General features: G+C 68.9%; 15 protein-coding genes. 5 read left to right on the plus strand and 10 right to left on the minus strand.

The features are described 5' to 3' along the window. Position 1: 1 nt before the first annotated feature. From ABZZ22_RS21990 to typA, 3 genes are all read right to left on the minus strand, one after another. Entirely contained in the window at positions 2 to 1294 is a 1293-nt protein-coding gene (locus ABZZ22_RS21990) for an extracellular solute-binding protein (protein WP_354935878.1), read from the minus strand. A gap of 159 nt (positions 1295 to 1453) precedes the next feature. Next, entirely contained in the window at positions 1454 to 2287 is an 834-nt protein-coding gene (locus ABZZ22_RS21995; RefSeq protein WP_354935880.1) for a class II fructose-bisphosphate aldolase, read from the minus strand. 94 nt (positions 2288 to 2381) lie between these two features. Continuing rightward, entirely contained in the window at positions 2382 to 4274 is a 1893-nt protein-coding gene (gene typA, locus ABZZ22_RS22000; RefSeq protein WP_354935882.1) for a translational GTPase TypA, read from the minus strand. A 99-nt stretch (positions 4275 to 4373) separates the two neighbouring features. On the opposite strand from typA, the gene ABZZ22_RS22005 reads away from it, so the two are divergent. Then, positions 4374 to 5681, plus strand: coding sequence for a M4 family metallopeptidase (locus ABZZ22_RS22005; RefSeq protein WP_354935884.1), 1308 nt, complete (start codon positions 4374 to 4376; stop codon positions 5679 to 5681). Between the two features lie 107 nt (positions 5682 to 5788). On the opposite strand, the gene ABZZ22_RS22010 is transcribed toward ABZZ22_RS22005, so the two are convergent. Together ABZZ22_RS22010 and ABZZ22_RS22015 are read right to left on the minus strand one after the other, a co-directional pair. Continuing rightward, complete coding sequence (locus ABZZ22_RS22010) at positions 5789 to 6481, minus strand: amino acid racemase (RefSeq protein ID WP_292651503.1); 693 nt, start codon at positions 6479 to 6481, stop codon at positions 5789 to 5791. Between the two features lie 70 nt (positions 6482 to 6551). After that, positions 6552 to 7310, minus strand: coding sequence for an SDR family NAD(P)-dependent oxidoreductase (locus ABZZ22_RS22015; RefSeq protein ID WP_354935888.1), 759 nt, complete (start codon positions 7308 to 7310; stop codon positions 6552 to 6554). A gap of 146 nt (positions 7311 to 7456) precedes the next feature. On the opposite strand from ABZZ22_RS22015, the gene mshA reads away from it, so the two are divergent. Together mshA and ABZZ22_RS22025 are read left to right on the plus strand one after the other, a co-directional pair. Beyond that, the gene (gene mshA, locus ABZZ22_RS22020; protein ID WP_354935891.1) at positions 7457 to 8713 is read left to right on the plus strand and encodes a D-inositol-3-phosphate glycosyltransferase; all 1257 of its coding nucleotides are present in this window, start codon (positions 7457 to 7459) and stop codon (positions 8711 to 8713) included. Between the two features lie 76 nt (positions 8714 to 8789). After that, a complete protein-coding gene (locus ABZZ22_RS22025) occupies positions 8790 to 9323 on the plus strand; it encodes a YbjN domain-containing protein (RefSeq protein WP_354935894.1) in 534 nt (177 codons plus the stop codon). Positions 9324 to 9344: 21 nt separating this feature from the next. On the opposite strand, the gene ABZZ22_RS22030 is transcribed toward ABZZ22_RS22025, so the two are convergent. Both ABZZ22_RS22030 and ABZZ22_RS22035 read right to left on the minus strand, forming a co-directional pair. Then, positions 9345 to 10253 carry a DMT family transporter gene (locus tag ABZZ22_RS22030; RefSeq protein WP_354935897.1) on the minus strand — a complete coding sequence of 303 codons (909 nt, stop codon included), beginning with the start codon at positions 10251 to 10253 and terminating at the stop codon, positions 9345 to 9347. A 286-nt stretch (positions 10254 to 10539) separates the two neighbouring features. Then, on the minus strand, positions 10540 to 11529 hold the full coding sequence (locus ABZZ22_RS22035; RefSeq protein WP_354935900.1) for a helix-turn-helix domain-containing protein: 990 nt from the start codon (positions 11527 to 11529) through the stop codon (positions 10540 to 10542). Between the two features lie 70 nt (positions 11530 to 11599). Between ABZZ22_RS22035 and ABZZ22_RS22040 the strand changes: the two genes are divergently transcribed. Continuing rightward, positions 11600 to 12904 (plus strand): MFS transporter, encoded by a 1305-nt coding sequence (locus ABZZ22_RS22040; RefSeq protein ID WP_354935903.1) that lies wholly within the window; start codon positions 11600 to 11602, stop codon positions 12902 to 12904. Positions 12905 to 12922: 18 nt separating this feature from the next. Here the strand turns inward: ABZZ22_RS22040 and ABZZ22_RS22045 are convergent, their stop codons facing one another. The 3 genes from ABZZ22_RS22045 to ABZZ22_RS22055 form a co-directional block, all read right to left on the minus strand. Next, positions 12923 to 14758 (minus strand): hypothetical protein, encoded by a 1836-nt coding sequence (locus ABZZ22_RS22045; protein WP_354935906.1) that lies wholly within the window; start codon positions 14756 to 14758, stop codon positions 12923 to 12925. Positions 14759 to 14915: 157 nt separating this feature from the next. Further along, positions 14916 to 15593, minus strand: coding sequence for a response regulator transcription factor (locus ABZZ22_RS22050; protein ID WP_008360778.1), 678 nt, complete (start codon positions 15591 to 15593; stop codon positions 14916 to 14918). Beyond that, complete coding sequence (locus ABZZ22_RS22055) at positions 15590 to 16747, minus strand: ATP-binding protein (RefSeq protein WP_354935909.1); 1158 nt, start codon at positions 16745 to 16747, stop codon at positions 15590 to 15592. The genes ABZZ22_RS22050 and ABZZ22_RS22055 overlap by 4 nt, the downstream gene beginning before the upstream one ends. A gap of 120 nt (positions 16748 to 16867) precedes the next feature. On the opposite strand from ABZZ22_RS22055, the gene phoU reads away from it, so the two are divergent. Beyond that, positions 16868 to 17518 carry a phosphate signaling complex protein PhoU gene (gene phoU, locus ABZZ22_RS22060; protein WP_354935912.1) on the plus strand — a complete coding sequence of 217 codons (651 nt, stop codon included), beginning with the start codon at positions 16868 to 16870 and terminating at the stop codon, positions 17516 to 17518. The last annotated feature ends 136 nt before the right edge of the window (positions 17519 to 17654 follow it).

A 17654-nucleotide genomic window follows, 5' to 3' on the forward strand; every position in this document is an offset into this window, starting at 1 on the left:
ATCAGGACATTCCTTCGACGCCCTCGAGGAAGGTCGCCCACGACTTGTCGGGGTCGGCGCCCTCGTCGACGCGTCGGATCGCCTGCTGGAAGAGACCCAGGATGTCGGAGTACTTGTCACCCTTGAACGGGACACCCGCGGGCACGGCTTCCGCGCGGCTGGCGAGGATCTGCGAGGTCGGGGCGCCGTTGAAGTAGGGGTCCGTGGCGTTCTCCTCGGCCAGGACCGTCTGGGCCTCCAGGTTGGCCGGGAAGTTGCCGGCCACCTTCGACGCGGCCACCTGGGACTCGGCGCTCGTCAGGTAGTTGGCGAACTCCTTGGCCTCCTCGGGGTGCTCCGACTGCGTCGGGACGGCGAGGTAGGAACCGCCCCAGTTGCCGCCACCGCCGGGGAAGGCGTCGACGATGTCCCAGCCCTTCACGTCAGGCGCGGAGTCCTTGATGTTGGCGAACATCCAGCCCGGGCAGGGGATCGTGGCGAACCCGTCGTTGGTGAAGTTGGCCATCCAGTCCTCGCCCCACTGCTCGACCTTCGTCGAGAGGGTGGGGGCGTGCTTCGCGACCGTGTCGTAGACCTCCCGGAGCTCCGGGTTGTCCGCGTCGACCTTCTGGTCCTTGGTCTGGAAGGGGTACTCCACCTGGTTGAGCATCGCCTGGGCGACCGCGCCGCTGGAGTCGTACCAGGCCGTCTTGGGCATCTTCTTCTTGAACTGCTCGCCGGTGGCGTAGTAGGTGTCCCAGTCCTTGAAGAGCTCCTTCACCGCCTCGCGGTCGCTCGGGAGCCCGGCCTTCTCGAAGAGGTCGGCGCGGTAGCAGAACGCCTCGGGGCCGGCGTCGGTCGGGTAGCCGATCTGCTTGCCGTCGGCGGTCTGGCCCTCGAGGAACTTCGACTCCATCCAGCGGTCGTCGAGCTCCTTGTCGGTGAGGTCGACGAACTGGTCGGAGGCGCCCTCGGCGAGCAGCGCGGGCATCATGTCGCCCTCGATGCCGACGATGTCGGTGAGGCCCTCGCCCGACTGCAGGCCGGTGGTGAGGCTCTGCTTCCAGGTGTCCCACTCGGCGACGACGGTCTGCTTGACCTTGAAGGGGCGCTCAGGGTCGGCGTTCCACTTCTCGATGAGGTCGCCGTAGCCGAATTCGCTGAACGTCGTGATGGTCAGGGTGTCGTTCTTGCCGAGCTCGGCCGACTCGCTGGTGTCGTCGCTGCCGCCGCAGGCCCCGACGAGGCCAGCGACGAGAGTGGCGACCGCGCCAGCGGCTAGACCGCGGCGCCAGGACTTGGAGATCTTGGACACGGGGTGCTCCTGCACGTCTGTGTGGGGAGTGAGAGCGCTTCCACTCTCGGGACTAGGGAGAGTGTGATCGCGCTCACAAGGCTGTGTCAAGGTCCTCGTAAGTAACGATTCTGTGTCTGTGGGAGCGCTTCCACAAAACTGGGGATGTAGTGGCGTCGATCAGCCTGAGATGACAGTGAGCAGCCGCGCGGTCTCGGCGGCCATCGCGTCGCGGCCGGCGCCGAGGTATCGGCGCTGGTCGACCAGGTCGCGGTCCGCGTCGAGCGTTTCCCGGACCGCTGCGGTGAAGGCCTTGTTGAGCTGGGTGGCGACGTTGATCTTGGTCATCCCGGCGGCGACCGCGGCCCGAAGGCCTTCGTCGCTCACCCCGGAGGAGCCGTGCAGGACCAGAGGGACGTCGACGGCCCGTCGGAGCGCTGCGATCAGCGCCTCGTCCAGAGTCGCGTCGCGGGTGGTCATCTTGTGGCTCGAGCCGACCGCGACGGCGAGGGCGTCGACGCCCGTGCTGGCGACGAACGCGGCCGCCTCGTCCGGGTCGGTGCGTACGCCCGGTGCATGGACGCCGTCTTTGCCGCCGACCTCGCCGAGCTCGGCCTCGACGTGGGCGCCGCGGTCGTGGCAGCGGCGGGCGACGGCGGCGGTGCGGGCGAGGTTCTCCTCGTAGTCGAGCTGGGAGGCGTCGTACATCACCGACGAGAAGCCGAGGTCGACCGCGATCCCGACCAGGCGCTCGTCGGTCGCATGGTCGAGGTGCAGCGAGATCGGCATCGTCGAGCCGGACGCGACCGCGATCGCGGCCTGGGCCAGCGGCGCCAGGCCGCCGTGATAGCGCACGGCGTTCTCGCTGATCTGCACGACGACCGGCCGGTTCGCGGTCTCGGCCCCCGCGGCGATGGCCTCGACGGTCTCCAGGTTGACCGCGTTGAAGGCGGCGACACCGCGGCCCTCCGCGTAGGCCGCGCTGACGAGCGAGGCGGTGGTCGTGAGGGTCATGCTGGAAGTGTCGCAGCCAGATCACAGCGAAACGGCCGCCGCCAAAGACCGGTGGTCGAGCTTGTCGAGACCCGGCGGCCGTCACGGAAGTCGGTCAGGACTTGTTGGCCTTGCGCGCCCGACTCGCGATCTTGCCGCGGTCGTTGGCGTCGAGGACGACCTTGCGGATGCGGACCATGTCGGGGGTGACCTCGACACACTCGTCCTCGCGGCAGAACTCCAGGCACTGCTCCAGGGAGAGCTTCTTCGGCGGGATGAGCTTCTCGAAGTTGTCGGAGGTGGCGGAGCGGACGTTGGTCTGCTGCTTCTCCTTGGTGATGTTCACGTCCATGTCGTCCGCGCGGGAGTTCTCGCCGACGATCATGCCCTCGTAGACCTCGGTGGCCGGCTCGACGAACATGACGCCGCGCTCCTGCAGCGAGGTCATGGCGTACGCCGTGGCAGCACCGGTACGGTCGGCGACGAGCGAGCCGTTGTTGCGCGAGCGGATCTCGCCGGCCCAGCGGTCGTAGCCCTCGGAGATGTGGTGGGCGATGCCGGTGCCGCGGGTCTCGGTGAGGAACTCGGTGCGGAAACCGATCAGGCCACGCGCCGGGACGATGAACTCCATGCGCACCCAGCCGGTGCCGTGGTTGGTCATGCCCTCCATGCGGCCCTTGCGGTTGGCGAGCAGCTCGGTGATGGAGCCGAGGTGCTCCTCCGGGGCGTCGATGGTCAGGCGCTCGTACGGCTCGTGGATCTTGCCGTCGACCTCCTTGGTGACCACCTGCGGCTTGCCGACGGTCAGCTCGTAGCCCTCGCGGCGCATCTGCTCGACCAGGATCGCCAGCGCCAGCTCACCGCGGCCCTGGACCTCCCAGGCGTCGGGACGCTCGGTGTTGAGGATCTTCAGCGACACGTTGCCGATGAGCTCCTGGTCGAGGCGGTCCTTGACCAGACGCGCGGTCACCTTCGAGCCCTTGACCTTGCCGACCAGCGGCGAGGTGTTGGTGCCGATGGTCATCGAGATGGCCGGCTCGTCGACGTGGATGAGCGGCAGCGCGACCGGGTTCTCCGGGTCGGCGAGCGTCTCACCGATGGTGATCTCCGGGATACCGGCGATGGCGACGATGTCGCCGGGGCCGGCGACCTCGCCCGGCTTGCGCTCGAGGCCCTCGGTGATGAGGAGCTCGGTGATGCGTACGTTCTTGACCTCGCCGTCACGCCGCATCCAGGCGACGTTCTGGCCCTTCTTCAGGGTGCCCTGGTGGATGCGGACCAGCGCGAGGCGGCCGAGGAACGGGCTCGCGTCGAGGTTGGTGACGTGGGCCTGGAGGGGCGCGCCCTCGACGTAGGTCGGAGCCGGGATCGTGTCCATGATCGTCTGGAACAGCGGCTCGAGGTCCTTGGAGTCGGGCAGTTCGCCGTTGCCGGGCTGAACCAGCGAGGCGACGCCGGCCTTGCCGGAGGCGTAGATCACCGGGAAGTCGAGCGCGTCCTGGCTGTGCGAGTCGTCGAGCAGGTCCATGAAGAGCTCGTACGTCTCGTCGACGACCTCCTCGATGCGGGCGTCGGGGCGGTCGACCTTGTTGACCACCAGCACCACCGGCATGTCGGCGTTGAGCGCCTTGCGCAGCACGAAGCGGGTCTGGGGGAGCGGACCCTCGGAGGCGTCCACCAGCAGCACGATCCCGTCGACCATCGACAGACCGCGCTCGACCTCACCGCCGAAGTCGGCGTGGCCGGGGGTGTCGATGATGTTGATCGTCATCCCCTCGGGAGCGCTCGGCCCGTTGTAGTGGATCGCGGTGTTCTTCGCGAGGATGGTGATGCCCTTCTCGCGCTCGAGCTCGCCGGAGTCCATGACCCGGTCGGCGACCGACTCGGCCTCGTGCTCGGTGAAGGTGCCTGCCTGACGCAGCATGGCGTCGACCAGCGTGGTCTTACCGTGGTCGACGTGCGCAACGATGGCGACGTTGCGGAGATTGGCCTTGAGGATCTCGGACATGTGCGAAGCGGCTCGATTTCTGGCGCGGGACAGGACGACTGATCTTATCCGCCAGGACCTCCTTGACCCGCATCCGGAGATGGCGGTTGGGTGAGACCCATGACTTCTCGGAACCACGTCTGCCACATCGTGCCTCCCTACCTCATGCAGCGGCTCGACCCCGGTCGCCTCGACCAGGACAACGATTTCCGAGTGGCCCGGGCGGAGCACCTGACCAGGGTTCTCGCCCAGCGCCCGGCGCCCGAAGCGGGCAGCACCGCCGCGGCGGCGGGAGACTGGACCGTCTACACCGCGGGCAACGGCACCGACCTCCCCGGCGAGAAGGTGCGTGCCGCAGGCGAGCCGGAGTCGGGTGACGAGAGCGTCGACGAGGCCGCGACCGGCATCACCGGCTCGCTGGCCCTCTTCGAGGAGGTCTACGGCCGCGCCTCCTACGACGATCAGGGCATCGAGGTCGTGATGACCGTCCACTACGACCGGGACTACGCCAACGCGTTCTGGGACGGCACCCAGCTGGTCTTCGGCGACGGTGACGGCAGGATCTTCCAGCGCTTCACCAAGGCCGTCGACGTGGTCGGCCACGAGCTCTCCCACGCGGTCACCGAGCACACCGCCGGCCTCGTCTACCAGGGCCAGCCCGGAGCGCTCAACGAGCACATCTCCGATGTCTACGGCTCCTGCGTCAAGCAGCGCCTCCTCGGGCAGACCGCGGAGGAGGCCGACTGGATCATCGGCGAGGGCCTCTTCACCGAGTCCGTCCAGGGCGTCGGGCTGCGTCACATGCTCGAGCCGGGGACGGCGTACGACGACCCCGAGCTGGGCAAGGACCCGCAGCCGGCCCACATGGACGACCTCTACGACGGCCCCGACGACAACGGCGGCGTCCACATCAACTCCGGCATCCCCAACCGCGCCTTCGCCCTGGCCGCCAAGGCGATCGGGGGCAGCTCGTGGGACGGCGCCGGCAAGATCTGGTGGGCCGCGCTGACCAGCGGCACCGTCACCACCGACACCGACTTCGCCGGGTTCGCCGCGGCGACCGTCGCGGAGGCCGGCGACCAGGCCGAGGCCGTCACCACCGCCTGGTCCGAGGTCGGGGTCACCCCGGCCTCCGGGACTCCCGCGCCCGGCGGGGAGGCGCCGACCACGACCGTGCGGGTTCGCCGCAGCGGCGGTTTCCTGGGGCGTACGACCGAGGGGGTCGCCGAGCTCGCGCCGTCGGCCGCCCAGGTGGCCACCGTGCGCAACCTGGTCGCGGGTGGCCGTGCGCCGTCGAAGCCGAAGGGTGCCGACCGCTACGTCTACGAGTTCGAGATCGACGGTCAGACCGCCGTCGTGCACGAGGGCGAGCTGAGCCCCGAGCTGCACGCCCTCGCCAGCGATCTGCTCGAGAACTACGAGAAGTAGCCGAGCGAGGGAGTAACCGCGCGCAGCGCTGAGACGTCAGCTACGTCGGCCGAGCTGGCACTGCGCTGACGTCTCGGCCGACCGGAGTGACGCCTCGGCCGGTGGGGCTACGCGGGGAGGGCGTGGTTGAGCGCGGCCTCGACGTGCACGGAGATGGCGTCGAGGATCGGTACGTCGACGTCGTTGGGTCGCACCAGAAGGCTGAGCTCGGAGGCGCCGAGGATCACGCCGTCGGCGCCGGCGTCCCACAGCTCGTGGACGACCTCGAGGACCCGCTTGCGGGAGCCCGACACGACGGTCCGGTGGACGAGCTCCTCGTAGATGATCGAGTCGAGCATCTCCACGTGGAGGGGGTCGGGCAGGTTCACGTCGACGCCGTGGTCGGAGATGCGCTGTGCGAAGAAGTCGTTCTCCACGGTGTAGCGGGTGGCGAGGAACCCGACCTTGGTGATGCCGAGCTCCTTCGACTTCGCGGCGAGCACGTCGGCCAGATGCAGCACGGGCACGTCGACGGCCGCAGCCACCTGGTCGTAGACCTTGTGGAAGGTGGTGGTGCACAGCAGGATCAGGTCGGCGCCGCCGGCCACCACGCTGCGGGCCGCGGCGACCAGGATCTCGGCGACCTGGTCCCAGGACTCCTTCTCCTGAAGGTCCGTCAACTCGGCCAGGTCGACAGAGGCCAGCACGATCTTGGCGGAGTGAAGACCGCCGAGCCGCTCCTGGACACCCTTGTTGAGTCCCTCGTAGTAAGCGGCGGTGCTTTCCCAGCTCATACCGCCGATGAGTCCGATCGTCTGCACCCGTCGAGTGTGACACCGCCGGAGGCTGCGTACGGAATCCTCGGTGGCCTGACCAGGGCCGATGTCGGCGTCAGCCCTCGCGGTGCACCTTGTGCGGGGCGGCCTGGGCGCGGGGCTTGATGACCAGCTCGTCGATGTTGACGTGGGCCGGACGGGTGGCCATCCAGACGATCGCGTCGGCGACGTCCTCGGCCACCAGCGGCTCCGCGACACCCTGGTAGACGGCGTCGGCCGCTGCCTGGTCGCCCCCGAGGCGGACGAGCGAGAACTCCTCGGTCTGGACCATGCCCGGGGCGATCTCCATGATCCGGACCGGCTTGTCGACGATCTCCAGGCGCAGCGCCTCGGTGACCGCACGGGTGCCGAACTTCGCCGCGTTGTAGCCCGCGCCGCCCTCGTAGGCGCGTCGGCCGGCGATCGAGCCGACGTTGATGATCGCGCCCGCGCCGGAGGCGATCAGCGCCGGGAGCAGCGCCTTGGTCACCCGGGTCAGGCCGACCACGTTGACCTCGAACATCGCCTGCCACTTGTCCAGGTCGGCCTCGGCCACCCGGTCGACCCCGAAGGCGCCGCCGGCGTTGTTGACCAGCAGGTCGAGCCGGCCGCCGACCGCCTCGACGAGCGTGGCGACGGAGTCGTCGGAGGTGACGTCGGTCGCGATCGCGGTGCCACCGATCTCCTCGGCCAGCGCCTCGATCCGGTCGGCCCGGCGAGCGGCGAGGAAGACGTGGTAGCCCTCCTTGGCGAGCTGACGGGCGGTGGCGGCGCCGATCCCGCTCGAGGCGCCGGTGACGACAGCGTTCTTGGAGACTGCGTTCGTTGAAGACACGGCGCCAGTCTCTCGTCGCTCGCTCGACCTCGCCCCACCGGTCCCATGATCGGAGATGGTTCGAGCAGGTTCGCGGGGCTGGGAATGATGCGCGAGATCGGAGTGTTGAGAGACCGGACCAAGCGTAGACACATTGAGGAGCAGGCATGATCCACCGCGTAGCGATGGTCAGTCTGCACACTTCCCCGCTCGACCAGCCCGGCACCGGCGACGCCGGCGGCATGAACGTCTACGTCCTCGAGCTCTCCCGGCGGCTGGCCACCCAGGGCATCGCGGTCGACATCTTCACGCGCGCGACCTCGTCCCGGCTCCCGCAGGTCGTCGAGGCGTACGACGGGGTCGCGGTCCACCACGTCCACGCCGGTCCCTTCGAGGGGCTGGCCAAGGGTGACCTGCCCGGGCAGCTGTGCACGTTCGCGCGCGAGGTGCTGCGTGCCGAGGCGTCCAACCCGCCCGGATACTTCGATGCCGTGCACTCTCACTACTGGCTCTCGGGCCAGGTCGGGGCGCTCTCCCGCGACCGTTGGGGCGTGCCGCTGGTCCACTCGATGCACACCATGGCGAAGGTCAAGAACGCCGCGCTCGCGGAGGGCGACAGCCCCGAGCCGGAGGCCCGGGTTATCGGGGAGGAGCAGGTCGTCGACGCCGCCGACATGCTCATCGCCAACACCGACCTCGAGGCCAAGCAGCTGATCAACATGTACGACGCGGAGCCAGGTCGTGTCGCGGTCGTGCACCCCGGGGTCGATCTCCGGGTCTTCCGTCCGCGCGGCCGGGCTTCGGCGCGCGCGGCGCTCGGGCTCCCGGCCCGGGCTCATGTGCTCCTCTTCGCCGGCCGCATCCAGCCGCTCAAGGCTCCCGACGTACTCCTGCGGGCTGCTGCGGTCATGCTCGCGCGCGACCCGTCGCTGCGCCGCGACCTCGTCGTCCCGATCGTCGGAGGGCCCTCCGGCTCCGGTCTCGAGCATCCGACCGGCCTCGCCGACCTGGCTGCCGAGCTGGGCATCTCCGACGTGGTCCGGTTCGTCCCGCCGGTGCGCCAGGACGAGCTCGCGCTGTGGTACTCCGCCGCGTCCGTCGTCGCCGTCCCCTCCTACAACGAGTCGTTCGGCCTGGTCGCCGTCGAGGCCCAGGCCTGCGGCACCCCCGTCGTCGCGGCCGCCGTCGGCGGTCTCACCACCGCGGTGCGCCACGACCGCAGCGGTCTCCTGGTCGACGGGCACGACCCGGCGCAGTGGGCCGACGCGCTCACCGACGCCGTCTCGTCCCACCCGCGCTGGTCGGTGTTGGCCGACGGCGCCCGCGAACACGCCCAGGACTTCTCCTGGGATCTCACCGCACGCAATACGCTCGAGGTCTATGAAGAGGCCAAGATGCTGATGCGTGAGGAGCTGACGGCATGAGTGAGCGCCAGCGAACGACGATGGGCGTCAGGCCGCCGCGTCCGTATTCTTTGCTCCATGCGACGGAGGCGGCGGCATGACTGATTCGCGGACCGACCAGGAAGAGGTCGTACGCGGCTGGCTGAAGTCCAACGACCTGGACTGGGACGAGACCTCCCAGCCCGGTGGCGAGCTGGTCTTCTCGTTCGCGCTGCCCGGTGAGCGCAAGCTGCAGACGCCGGTCCGGCTCGACCTGGGGCAGCACGCGTTGGGTGTGCACGCCTTCGTCTGCCGCCGCCCTGACGAGAACTTCGAGACCGTCTACCGCTGGCTGCTCGAGCGCAACCTGCGGCTCTACGGGGTCGCCTTCGGGATCGACAGGCTCGGCGACATCTATCTCGACGGCCGGCTGCCGCTGGCGATGGTCGAGCCCGACGAGCTCGACCGGCTGCTCGGCTCGGTCCTGACCTACGCCGACGAGTCCTTCAACACCATCCTCGAGCTCGGCTTCGCGACGTCGATCCGCAAGGAGTGGGAGTGGCGCAAGCTTCGCGGCGAGTCGACGGCCAACCTGGAAGCCTTCCGAGGCTGGCTCGAGTCCGCCGAGAAGTCGAGATCTGACGCCGAGTAGTCGGTTTCTGACACCGAGCGGTCAGTTTGTGCGGGGCTTGCGGCGGGTGATCAGCACGCCTGCGATGCACATCGCGCCACCCACGAAGGCGAGTGCCGGCGGCACCTCGTCGAGCACCAGCCAGGCCATGAGTGCGGTGATGAACGGCACCAGGAACGTCGACTGCGCGAACTTGCCGGCATCTGAGTGGGAGAGCGCATAGGCCCAGGTCACGAAGGCAAGGGCGCTCGGGAAGAGGCCGAGGTAGACGATCCAGCCGATGTTGCCGATGCTGATGTCGGGGATCGTGGTGACCAGCTCGCCGGACCACGGCAGGCAGATGACGAGACCTGCGACGGCGTACCAGAACGTCAGGAGCAGCGCACTCATCGAGGGCAGCAGCTTCTTCTGGGTGAGGACACCGATCGCGAAGGTGAGCGCCGCGACGACCGAGAGGGCGACGCCGATCCAGTCGCCGGTGTCACCGTTGGCGGAGGCGCGGCCGATGACGACGACCCCTGCGAAGCCGACACCGGTGCCGATCAGGATCCACCGGTGGATCGTCTCCTTGAGCACGAGGCCCGCCAGCAGCGCCACCACGATCGGGCCGACCTGCACGATCAGCGCTGCCGTGGCCGCGTCGATCCGGCGCTCGGACTCGTTGAGCGCCAGGTTGTAGACGCCCAGCCACGACGCACCGCCCAGAGCGATCAGCGGCCACTCCTTCCGCGTAGGCAGCCGGAACCCGCCCTTCAGCGCGAGGTAGGCGCCGAGCGCCGCGACCATCACCAGCAGCCGGCCCAGCGACAGACTTCCCGGCGGCACGGTGTCACCCAGGTGGCGGATCCCGACGAACGCCGATGCCCACAGCACCAGCGTGATCCCACACGCGACCAATGGCTTCCAGAGCGGCGTGGTCGCGGCCGGTGCGGGGCTAATCGTCGTCGTCACGATAAAAGGCTACGGATCCGTATGCCGGCACGCGAGCGGATAACGGCCATCGATGTTCGACATCCCGCCATCTCGTCCCCGCCGTGTCCAAACCCGCCGAATCCTCACTTCTGGCGACCCGAGTCGGTAGAAGTGGGCGCCGAATCGGTAGTTGTGGAGGCCGACACTTCACTTCTGGCGCCATTTCTCGCGTGTCGGCTCCCAGAGCTACCGACTCGGGTCGCCACAACTACCGACTCGGCCGCAAGAACTACCGACTCGGCGGGTGGGTAGCCCTTCGACAGGCTCAGGAACCACCGGTGAAGGTTCGCCGGTACGCGGTGGGGGTGATGCCGAGGGCGGCGTGGAAGTGGAGGCGGAGGGACTGGGCGGTGTTGAGGCCGCAGCGGGTGGCGACCTGCTCGACGCCGAGGTCAGTGGTCTCCAGCAGGTTGCGGGCGAGCTCGATGCGCTGGCGCTGCAGCCAGCGGCCGGGGGAGTCGCCGGTCTCGTCGCGGAAACGCCGGGTGAAGGTGCGCACCGACATCGAGACCTGGGCCGCCATCGTCTCCAGGGTGAGGGGCTGGTCGAGGTGGGCGAGCGCCCAGGCGGTCGCCGTCGAGATGCCCGCGTCGCCCGGCGCCGGCGCGTGATGCCGGATGAACTGCGCCTGGCCGCCGTCGCGATGGGGTGGGACGACCGTCACCCGGGCGACGCGGTTGGCGACCGCGGCGCCGTGGTCGCGGCGTACGACATGCAGGCAGAGGTCGACGCCTGCGGCGACCCCGGCAGAGGTGAGGATCTCACCGTCGTCGACGAATAGCACGTCGGGGTCCAGTCTGACCTGCGGAAACAGCTCCCGGAACTGGTCGGTGTAGAACCAGTGGGTCGTCGCCGGCCGGCCGTCGAGCAGGCCTGCGGCGCCGAGCGCGAAGGCGCCGGTGCAGATCGACATGATCCGGGTGCCAGGGCGGATCATGTCGAGCGCCTCCTTCAGCGGCGCCGACAGTACGCCGTCGGTGACCATCGGCGAGGCCTCGTCGAACTTCGGGAGCACCACCGTGTCGGCTTCCCTCAGCGCCTCGGGGCCGTGCGGCGCGAGCACGACCACATCCGAGTCCGACTGGACCGGCCCCGGCCCGCCGGTGGTGCAGGTGACGACGTCGTAGAGCAGTCGGTCCTGGCTGTCGCGAGCCTTGCCGAAGATCCGGTGCGGGATGCCGATCTCGAACGGGATGAAACCGTCCTGGATCAGCACCGCGACCCGGTGCGGAGAAGGAACCAGAACGTCGCCCATGGCTGGATCTTAGCGATAGATGTCAATCAGGCCACTGTCTGGAGCGGCGCGGACCCGGGAGGATCGTCCCGTGACTCAGACGACGACCCCGCCGCCTGCCGGCCGAACATCTGCTCGCCGCCCCAGCATCCACCCGGCCTGGTGGGTGGCCGCCGTCGCTTTCGTGACCATCATCGGAGCCGCTGCCTTCACCGCGGCGCCGGGTCTCCTGGTCGGTCCGCTGAACGATGAGTTCGGCTGGTCGCGCGGCACGATCGGAGCCGGGATCACGCTGCAGCTCGCGCTCTACGGCCTGACCGCACCCTTCGCCGCCGCCCTGATGGACCGCTTCGGAATCCGGCCGGTCGTGGCCGTCGCGCTCACCATGATCACCCTCGGCTCGCTCGGCACCGTCTGGATGAGCCAGTCGTGGCAGTTCGTGCTCGGCTGGGGCGTCCTCGTGGGCGGCGGCAGCGGCTGTATGGCACTCGCCTTCGGCGCCACGATCACCACCCGCTGGTTCCACAAGCGACAGGGCCTGGTCAGCGGGCTGCTGACCGCCGGCGGCGCCTCGGGACAGCTGATCTTCCTGCCGGTGCTGGCGATCCTCATCGGCGAGTACGGCTGGCGGGCGGCCTCGATCACGATCGCGCTGGTCGCGGCCGCGGTGATCCCGTTCGTGCTCCTGCTGCTCCGCGACTACCCGGCCGACCTGGGCCTGGCGCCCTATGGCGCCTCGCAGATCGTGCCGCGACCCGCGCCGGCGACCGGCGCCGCGCTACGGACCGTCCGCGTGCTCGGGATGGCGATGCGTACGAAGGCGTTCTGGCTCCTAGCCGGCGCCTTCGCGATCTGCGGGATCACCACGAACGGGCTGATCAGAACCCACTTCGTGCCCGCCGCGCACGACCACGGCATGGCCACCGTGACGGCCGCCTCGCTCCTCGCCGTGATCGGGATCTTCGACGTCGCCGGGACGATCTTCTCCGGCTGGCTCACCGACCGCTTCAACCCGGTGGTCCTGCTCGGCATCTACTACTCGCTGCGCGGGATCTCGCTGATCTTCCTGCCGATGCTGCTGTCGTCCGAGGTGCACCTGCCGATGGTGTTCTTCATCGTCTTCTACGGCCTCGACTGGGTCGCCACCGTGCCGCCCACGCTCGCGCTGTGCCGCGAGATCTGGCCCGAGGACGCCCCGATCGTCTTCGGCTGGGTCCTCGCATCCCACCAGGTCGGCGCCGGCCTGGTCGCGTGGATGGGTGGCGTCGTACGCGATGTCACCGGGTCCTACGACCTGGTCTGGTACGCCGCCGGCGCACTGTGCGCCGCCGCCGCGCTGATGTCGCTGGTGATGCCGCGGAGCCCGGTGACGGAGAAGCCGATGACGCCGGCCTGACCCCGGCGCCGCGGAGGCCTACGACGCGGGAGAGACCATCATGTCGTTGGAGGTGTAGAGCCGACCGAGGTACGCATCGAGCCGCCTGACGGATCCACTGCTGCTACTCGGTAGATGCACGACACCCTGGAAGGTCGCGCTGGTCTCTCCCGCGGGGATGATCACGCCGCTGGGTACCTGGAACGAGCTCGAGCTCGAGATGAGGCGAACCGGCGTATCCACGGTGGCGACTCCCGTCAGCGTGACCGTGCCGGTAAAGGGTTCGTCGCTGGTGGCACTGTCCGGCAGCGTGATGGCCGCCAGCCCGGGCTGCAGCGTGATCGGGACATCGTAGGTGTGTGTTCCTGCGGTCACGTGGAGCGTGACCGGTGTGCTCTCGGTGACCTCGGCGACGTCGAAGTAGAGGCTGGCGACGGTGTGGCCGGGTCGGAACGCGGTCGGCTCGAATGTGAGCAGCGACGAGTCGGAGGACACGGTGACCGGTACGCCGTCGGGACCGGCGGGGCGTCCGATGTCGATCGAGGCACCTGCCCGCCCGCCCCCGTAGAAGGTCTGCCTGTTCAGCGAGACCGGGTCTCCGGGCCGGAAGCTCCGCTGGACGAGGACTGTGTCGGTTCGCCGCTGGCTGCCGAAGGTCGCGGTGATGCGTACCTCGGTGTCCTCCTCAGGTGCGGTGATCGTCCGGTCGATGTCCGCGCGAGTCGTGCCCTTGGCGACGGTCATGCTCGGAGGGAGCGGGATCAGGGGATCGCTCGACTCGACCCGGACCACGGTGTCCGTGATCGCCGGGAATCCCAGGTCGACGTGGGAACGCACGGTGCGCGCTCCGTTGTCATCGGCCCATGCATTCAGATCGGCCGATTCGAGCCCCGGGTGCGCCGCGAGATCGAAGTGGTGAGCCCACGCTCCTGGTGCATACCCGACGCTCAGCTGTGAGTGGATCAGGCTGCCGCCGGCCCTGGTGCCATCGGCGACGTAGACCGGTACGCCGACGCTCGCTTTCCCTGCGGGGACGAGAACCCGGCTCGGCACCTTCACGTCCGGGTTGTTGGTGCCCAGGTAGACGTAGCGGGAGATGTCGAGCGTGCACGGCTGCTTGAACGTGACCGTCGTCGGCCTTGTGCCCGCATAGATCACGTTCGACGTCGCCCGCGAGGAAGGCATGCACATCTCGGGGTTCGCGGTGGCAACGAAGGTGTCCGAAACCCAGCGGGTCGACCCGGCCTTGCGAGCCTTGACCGTCGCGGCGAGCCGGCTGGTGCGGGCCCTCGCGGTGACCTGGAAGGTAACGCTCGGCCGGTCCCGGCTGATCCAGATGTCCCCGGCGTTGTGCGCGACCGCACCCTCTGTCGCCGAGACGACCAGACGGATCGACTTGGTCGAGCGGCAGGCGAGCCGGGCAACGGCCTTGGTGGCGTTTCCGCTGACTATCGTCGTGGGGCTGACAGTCAGGCTGCTCAGCGGAGGACTCACGCAGTACGCGTACCTCCGGGTGAGCGCGGTGGACACCGTCCGACGGTTGTGCGTGGCACTGACCGAGCCGCGGGTGGTGACCGCCGTGAGTCTGGTCCTCACCGTGAACGACCGGGTGCGATGCCCGCTCCTGACATAGACGGAGGACGGAACCACGATCCCCGAGGTCGCCTTGACCGCCACCCGCTTCCGCGTGCGGGGCGTACACGAGAGCGTCACGGTCGCGGTGGTGGACTGACCGGCCGTGACGGTGCTTCGCTTGACGGTGATCTTGGAGAGCTTCGGGGTGCTGCAGGCCGCCTCTGCGGGCGAAGCGGTGGTGCCCAGTGGTAGGAGGACAGCGATAACGAGGGCGATCAGAAGCGGCAGGCGACGCAACACGACGTACTTTCCGTTCAGCGCCGTGGGGCTACGGCAGGCAGAGGAATCCTAAGCAGATGGATGCGTGCTGAAACATGGCCCATCCGGGCTATGTGAAACGAGACGTGAGGGTCCTGAGGTCACCCAGCGACCTCAGGATCCCCACGTCTCGTAGGCCTTACAGGTCGAGCTTGTAGCCCAGGCCCCTCACCGTGACCAGGAACTTCGGCTCGGACGGGTCCGGCTCGAGCTTGGCGCGCAGGCGCTTGACGTGGACGTCGAGGGTCTTGGTGTCGCCGACGTAGTCGGAGCCCCAGACGCGGTCGATGAGCTGGCCGCGGGTCAACACCCGGCCGGGGTTGCGCAGGAACATCTCCAGGAGCTCGAACTCCTTGAGCGGGAGGCGCTGCTCGTTGCCGTCCACGGTCACGACGTGGCGCTCCACGTCCATCCGGACCGGGCCGGCCTCGAGGGTCGCCGGGGCGGCGTCGGGCTCGGTGCCTCGCCGGAGCACGGCGCGGATCCGGGCGACGAGCTCGCGCGGGGAGTAGGGCTTGGTGACGTAGTCGTCAGCGCCGAGCTCGAGGCCGACGACCTTGTCGACCTCGTCGTCCTTGGCGGTCACCATGATGACCGGGACCGAGGAGGTGGCCCGGATCTGTCGGCACACCTCGGTGCCCGAGAGGCCGGGAAGCATCAGGTCGAGCAGCACGATGTCTGCCCCGTTGCGGTCGAACTCCTTCAGAGCGTCGGTGCCGTCCTCGGCGACGGCGACCTCGAAGCCCTCCTTGCGGAGCATGTAGGACAGTGCCTCGCTGTAGCTGGCTTCATCTTCGACGACGAGTACCCGGGTCACGGGCGTTCCTCCTTGCTTGTGCCGGACTGCCCGGCAGTTGGTAGGTGCTGGGGCAGGGTGAGGGTGAAGGTGGAACCTTGACCCTCCTGCGACCAGACCTTGACCTCGCCGCCATGCGTGGCGGCGACGTGCTTGACGATCGACAGGCCGAGCCCGGTGCCGCCGGTGGAGCGGTGGCGGGCGGGGTCGACGCGATAGAAGCGCTCGAAGATCCGGTCGATCTCCGTGGACGGGATGCCGATGCCCTGGTCGACCACGGAGATCTCGACGGAGCCGTCGGTCGCGCGGGTCGAGACGGTCACCGTCGAGCCGGGGTCGGAGTAGGCGACGGCGTTCGAGACCAGGTTGGTGACCGCGGTCGAGACCTGCTCGTCGTTGCCGAAGACGTGCAGTCCGGCGGTGCCGGCGCTGACCACGTTGATCCCCTTCGCGCTGGCGTCGACGATCGAGGCGTCGACAGCGGCCACGATGATCTTGTCGACGTCGACAGCGACCGGTGCCTCCAGGGGTTCGTCACCCTGCAGCCTGGAGAGCTCGATGATCTGCTGGACCAGCGCGGTCAGCCGCTCGGACTCGGTGATCATCCGGTTGGAGAAGCGGCGGACGGCCTCGGGATCGTCGGAGGCCTCGGTGACCGCATCGGCGAGCACCCTTATCGCGCCGACCGGCGTCTTGAGCTCGTGGCTGACGTTGGCGACGAAGTCGCGGCGTACGGCCTCCACGCGGCGTTCGCGGGTGCGGTCCTCGACCAGGGCGAGGGCGAGGCGTGTGCCCAGTGGAGCGACGCGAGCGGTGACGTGCCGCGATGCCCCGTTGGCGCGTGAGATCACCAGCTCGATCTCCCGGATCTGACCGTCACGACGCACAGCGTGGACGAGCTCGGACAGCTCGGGCGAGACCAGCGAGGTGCCGCGTACCAGTCCCAGGGCGTACGCCGGGGCGCTGGCCTTGAGCACCGTGTCGTGCTCGTCGACGACGACCGCGCTGCTGCGTAGGACCGAGAGGACCGCGGCGACCTCGGAGGGAACCTTCGGGGGCTCGACCTCGGGTATCCGGCGGCGGGAACGTTCGCTCATCGCCCACGCAAGCACTGCCGCTCCGGCGACGACCGCGCCGAGGAGCGCAGCAAGAAAGGCCTGCGTCGTCGAGTCCACACGATCAGGGTAATCCCATCAAACACCCGTTCTTCACCACTGGACGCCTGCGCGCCGAACGTTCACCATCGGTTCACTCGCGATGAAGATCAGTACATGTCGAGTGTCTAGGATCGGGACATGCGCGCTGCTTTCCATGACGACCTCGATGCCATCTTCAACGACCTCACCAGTGTCTGTGAGCTGGTGTCTGTGGCCGTACGCGACGCCACCACCGCTCTTCTGGAGGCCCGCAACGACCTCGCAGAGCAGGTGATCGACAAGGACGTCGAGATCGACGACGCCCGAGAGCGCATCGAGGAGAACGCCCTCGAGCTGCTCGGACTCCAGTCTCCGGTGGCCGGCGACCTCCGCGTCGTCGTCGCCGCGCTGCGGATGATCTCCGACCTCGAGCGGATGGGTGACCTCTCCGTCCACGTCGCCAAGATCGCCAGGCTGCGTACGCCGAACAAGGCCGTCCCCGAGCTGGCTCAGCCCACCATCGCCAAGATGGCCGAGATCGCCCAGCAGATGGTCGAGCGCACCTGCCAGATCCTGCGCACGCGCGACGTCTCCGCGGCGCAGGACCTGGTCGCCGACGACGACGAGATGGACCGGCTGCGCCGCCAGTCCTTCGGCGAGCTGCTGGGCCAGGACTGGACCCACGGCGTCGAGCCCGCCGTCGACGTCGCCCTCTTGGGCCGTTACTACGAGCGCATCGCCGACCACGCCGTCACGGTGGCCAACCGGGTCGTCTTCGTGGTGACCGGCGAGACTCCCACCGACTCCTGACCGTCGACAGGTCACAAAAGCCGGGCGAGACGTCACATCAGGAGCCGCGCTCGCCCTACCGAGGTCAGCAGCCCTACCCGGGCCCCCGGGAGCCCCACCAACCACAGGCACCGCCAGGGCGGCCCCGACAGCCGTA

The sequence above is a fragment of the Nocardioides sp. NPDC006273 genome (genome assembly GCF_040613495.1).
Lineage (GTDB): Bacteria > Actinomycetota > Actinomycetes > Propionibacteriales > Nocardioidaceae > Nocardioides.

What these genes read in the sequence shown, in the direction of transcription:
- ABZZ22_RS22005 (WP_354935884.1), top strand. Translation starts at nt 4,374, where the DNA reads ATGACTTCTCGGAACCACGTCTGCCACATCGTGCCTCCCTACCTCATG.
- ABZZ22_RS22035 (WP_354935900.1), bottom strand. Translation starts at nt 11,529, where the DNA reads ATGGGCGACGTTCTGGTTCCTTCTCCGCACCGGGTCGCGGTGCTGATC.
- ABZZ22_RS21995 (WP_354935880.1), bottom strand. Translation starts at nt 2,287, where the DNA reads ATGACCCTCACGACCACCGCCTCGCTCGTCAGCGCGGCCTACGCGGAG.
- phoU (WP_354935912.1), top strand. Translation starts at nt 16,868, where the DNA reads ATGCGCGCTGCTTTCCATGACGACCTCGATGCCATCTTCAACGACCTC.
- typA (WP_354935882.1), bottom strand. Translation starts at nt 4,274, where the DNA reads ATGTCCGAGATCCTCAAGGCCAATCTCCGCAACGTCGCCATCGTTGCG.
- mshA (WP_354935891.1), top strand. Translation starts at nt 7,457, where the DNA reads ATGATCCACCGCGTAGCGATGGTCAGTCTGCACACTTCCCCGCTCGAC.
- ABZZ22_RS22025 (WP_354935894.1), top strand. Translation starts at nt 8,790, where the DNA reads ATGACTGATTCGCGGACCGACCAGGAAGAGGTCGTACGCGGCTGGCTG.